Origin of the sequence: Candidatus Synechococcus spongiarum SH4 (assembly GCF_000586015.1) — a bacterium.
Lineage (GTDB): Bacteria > Cyanobacteriota > Cyanobacteriia > PCC-6307 > Cyanobiaceae > Synechococcus_B > Synechococcus_B spongiarum_F.
In genome coordinates, this window is sequence record NZ_JENA01000185.1 from 1 (window position 1) to 3,329 (window position 3,329).

Here is a 3,329-nt window from a genome sequence, read left to right on the forward strand (position 1 = left end):
CGAAACGTTGGACCGTCTGCTGGAAGACCGTTTCTCCAAGCTCTCCCGACCCCCTACCCTGGCTCGGCTGTTGATGGAGCCGCTCCGCCAGCGCCACCCGCTTCGGCGCTGCGGCATGATCCCCAGAAACACCAGACGGCGGTTCACTGTCCAGGGGGACACGCCCCAGCGCCCATGCTGATCGCCGCTCCACGTGCAGGTCTGTTCCAAGCCAGCGCCAACTTGGCCTGTCACTGCGCTCCGCTCATGGAAGGACTGACAGGCTTAGCCGGCCCGGCAGCAGACTCAGCCAATCCTTAGCCTCCAGGCTCTTCGTGGTGGGTTGCACAAGTTACATGGGCTGACTCTGCGCCACCGGCGTCGCTGGTGTGGCCACGGCCGTAGTGGTCATGGTTCTGTGAATCGTTCTTGTGGTTGCCGTGGGACACACCAACCCTGTCCGGATGGCATGGCAGGGCATGGGGCCTTCACTGCTGCGGAGTCGATGGCCTGGGGAAAATCAGAGCCGATCCCGATTCTCCCCCTGCTCCGGTTGCCAGGGTTCCCCAGTATCCGCCAGCCGGCCTTTCTTTAGCCATGGGTTGGCGTCAGGGCTGCAGGGCTGACTCTCACTTCCTGCCACACATCCTTGATCTCTTATCGTACGCCGTGGAAAGCAGCCAGCAGCAAGGCCAGGGCGCCCAGGACAACCGCCGGTCGCCACCAGTCGTTTCGTTGGCCGGGACGGCAGAGACGGCGCCTCCGATTGGGTGGCGGAGATGGTCATGGCTCCATCTTGGGCGCAGAAGGGATCCATGGCAAGGAAAAACACGGGCAACAAAAAAGCCTCCCGGAGGGGAGGCTTTGAGGGGAACCCTGGCAACAGAACCAGAGAGAGGACTAGTGGACTTCCAAACTACTCATCATCATCATCCTTCTCCGCGCCGTAGGCTCCGACCACGTGACCATTGGAGAAGTGGCCGTTGAACTCGCCGATGACAGCCTCGGGATGGTCGTCAGCAGCAGCATCAGACTGAGTGGTGGTATCAGTACCTACATTTCCGTAGAAGGTTCCGCTCCATTCGCCTTCTGCAGCGCCGTCGACACCATTCACGGAGCCTGTGGTTGTGCCCATACGCCTAGTAGTAAGCGCCGTCGGTCCGGTCGGAGTGTTTGGTGTACCCCTCGACGAGGCGAGGTCCACTGAGTTGAGTTTCAGTGTCCAGGGAGACAGGTCGTGGCTTCCATCCGTGGATTCGAAGTCGCTCACCTCTCCCTCGATGGTCCACTGGGTCTCAGCTGCAACCGAGCCGTCATTGACGCCGAATTGCGCAGTGAGCGCTACGTCAGCAACAAACTCTCCGTCATAAACACGGAGGCTGTTATCCGTGTCGATTGGATCACCTGTCTTGAGAACATAGATACCCGCTGCGCCGCCGCTATAGGTAGCCTTGCCACGGAGACTGCCTGGGGAATCGTCGACAGCTCCATAGCCCGCTGATGCTTCCGCAAAGGTTTCGATCTTATGTTTGATTTTTTCTTTTTCCGTCGTTGTCGTCACCCAGTAGCCGAAAGTGAGGTAATCATTGTCCGGCTCGGCGTCTCTTGTATAGGTAGCTCGTAAATCTTCTAACGAGCCTCCATCTGGGACTGTGGGTGTGAAGGTAATAGCACCCGTAATCGATACACTATCATCGAACTGTGAGTCTTGATCAGCAATCCAGTTCACTTGACACCCGGTTTCAGTGCCGCAAGCATATGTTCCGCGCACACCGAGAAACATACCCTCAATTTCATCACCATTATCCATGACCTCCCCGCTGGCTTCGGTACCGGATTTAGGTCGCGACGACGGAATAATATCCCCCGCGAAGTGTTTGATTGAAAGATCTGGAACATCAACATCGGTAAAGCTTGATGATAAATTCAAAGCCCCGCTAGAGCCACCACCTGATGCAGTCACAAGACCCTCCAGCGGCGGAGAGCTCGTAAAACTCCTAGTACCACCACTATCAGGATAAAAATAATCAAGCCAGTTTTCGTTGACTTTCTCGCCCGGCTCCGCGCCGCCTCTGTTGGTGACTACCACACCCTTGTAATTGGAATCGTCGTCGTCGAACGAGAACTCTGTGGCTGTCCAGCTCTCGAGGGGCGCCTTCGCTGACTTGCCCTCCAAGGGCTGGCCAGTATCATTGCGCTTTAGATTAATCTGCGCCGTACCATCGACTGACCTTTCGTCAGGAGTGACCTTGACATCGAGGTCGGTGATGGAGGTGATGGAGGTGATGGAACTATTATCACCGACCTTGTGGTCCTGGATTGCCTTAGCCACAGCCATGCTCTCGACATTACTGGCTTTACGCCTGTCATCGGCCTCCTTGGCTTCCCTGGCTGTCCTCGCCAAAGCTGCCAGCTTGTCGTCTTTCTCTTTCACGAGGTTTGCTTGGTCGGAAGCGTTGATGATGCCACCTTCAAGGGCCTTTTTATGGGCATCCATGACTTCCTCTTCGGTGTCAGCCTCCATGATTTCCTTCTTGGCGGCATTGTAAGCTGCTTGCGAAGCTGTCGCGGCGTCCTTATCAATACGGGTCAGCGTGGTGACTAACTCGCCTCGTAGACTGGACACTTGCTCTGGGGTGAGGTCGTCATTGGTAATGGCATCCGTAAGGGTCTGCGTGGCTATAGCCCGGTCGTTAGCCCTCATGATTGTCCTCTTGGCGTCCTCGTAAGCTTGATCCCTGGCCATTTCAGCCGGGGTGGGCTCCGTGGGCTCCATCTTAGACGTCGTGGAGCTGCTGTCGCCGCCTCCGCAAGAAGCCAGGAGGGCAGAGCAAAGCAACAGAGCAGCGAGAGAAAGAGCTGGCTTCTTCATGGTTGATGGGTGTTGAGGTTGAACTTGAAGAGCACTCCCGCAGAGGAGGCTAGGTAAAGGACTCATGTAAAAGCGTAACCCATATCCCCCTCCGTTGCAACCTGTCTGACCTGGCGGGCCAGGGGAACAAGCCACTTCAAGGACCGCACACCATGGGAAGGAGCGTCAGGACACCCCCATCAACCGGGCCACCTCATCCAGTTCCGGCGCCAGGTTTCTGTGAAGATTGCCGTGGTTGTTCTCCAGCGCCGTGGTTGGGTCCTTAAGGCCGTTGCCGGTGAGAATGCAGACAACCTGAGCCTCCGGGGGGATCTCGGCGGCGTGTTTGAGCATTCCGGCCACGGAGGCGGCGCTGGCCGGTTCACAGAACACCCCCTCCTCCCCGGCCAGCGCCTGGTAAGCCGTCAGGATCTCCCCGTCACTGACGGACCTGAAACATCCACCACTCTCTTCCCGTACGGTCAGGGCCTTGTCCCAG

General features: G+C 57.6%; 4 protein-coding genes. 1 reads left to right on the forward strand and 3 read right to left on the reverse strand.

The genetic code is table 11. The features are described from left to right. Window positions 1-181: hypothetical protein (locus tag BG35_RS13730; protein WP_034417949.1), on the forward strand; the 181-nt coding region annotated here is incomplete at its 5' end. Window positions 182-499: 318 nt separating this feature from the next. On the opposite strand, the gene BG35_RS13735 is transcribed toward BG35_RS13730, so the two are convergent. The 3 genes from BG35_RS13735 to BG35_RS10995 form a co-directional block, all read right to left on the reverse strand. Then, window positions 500-766: a hypothetical protein gene (locus BG35_RS13735; protein WP_236619833.1), complete on the reverse strand. Its 267-nt coding sequence runs from the start codon at window positions 764-766 to the stop codon at window positions 500-502. 129 nt (window positions 767-895) lie between these two features. Continuing rightward, window positions 896-2,851 carry a hypothetical protein gene (locus BG35_RS0108000; protein WP_025782413.1) on the reverse strand — a complete coding sequence of 652 codons (1,956 nt, stop codon included), beginning with the start codon at window positions 2,849-2,851 and terminating at the stop codon, window positions 896-898. 165 nt (window positions 2,852-3,016) lie between these two features. Then, window positions 3,017-3,329: threonine synthase (locus tag BG35_RS10995; RefSeq protein ID WP_034417952.1), on the reverse strand; the 313-nt coding region annotated here is incomplete at its 5' end.

Coding starts and splice junctions, on each gene's coding strand:
- BG35_RS0108000 (WP_025782413.1), bottom strand. CDS start 2,851: ATGAAGAAGCCAGCTCTTTCTCTCGCTGCTCTGTTGCTTTGCTCTGCC.
- BG35_RS13735 (WP_236619833.1), bottom strand. CDS start 766: ATGACCATCTCCGCCACCCAATCGGAGGCGCCGTCTCTGCCGTCCCGG.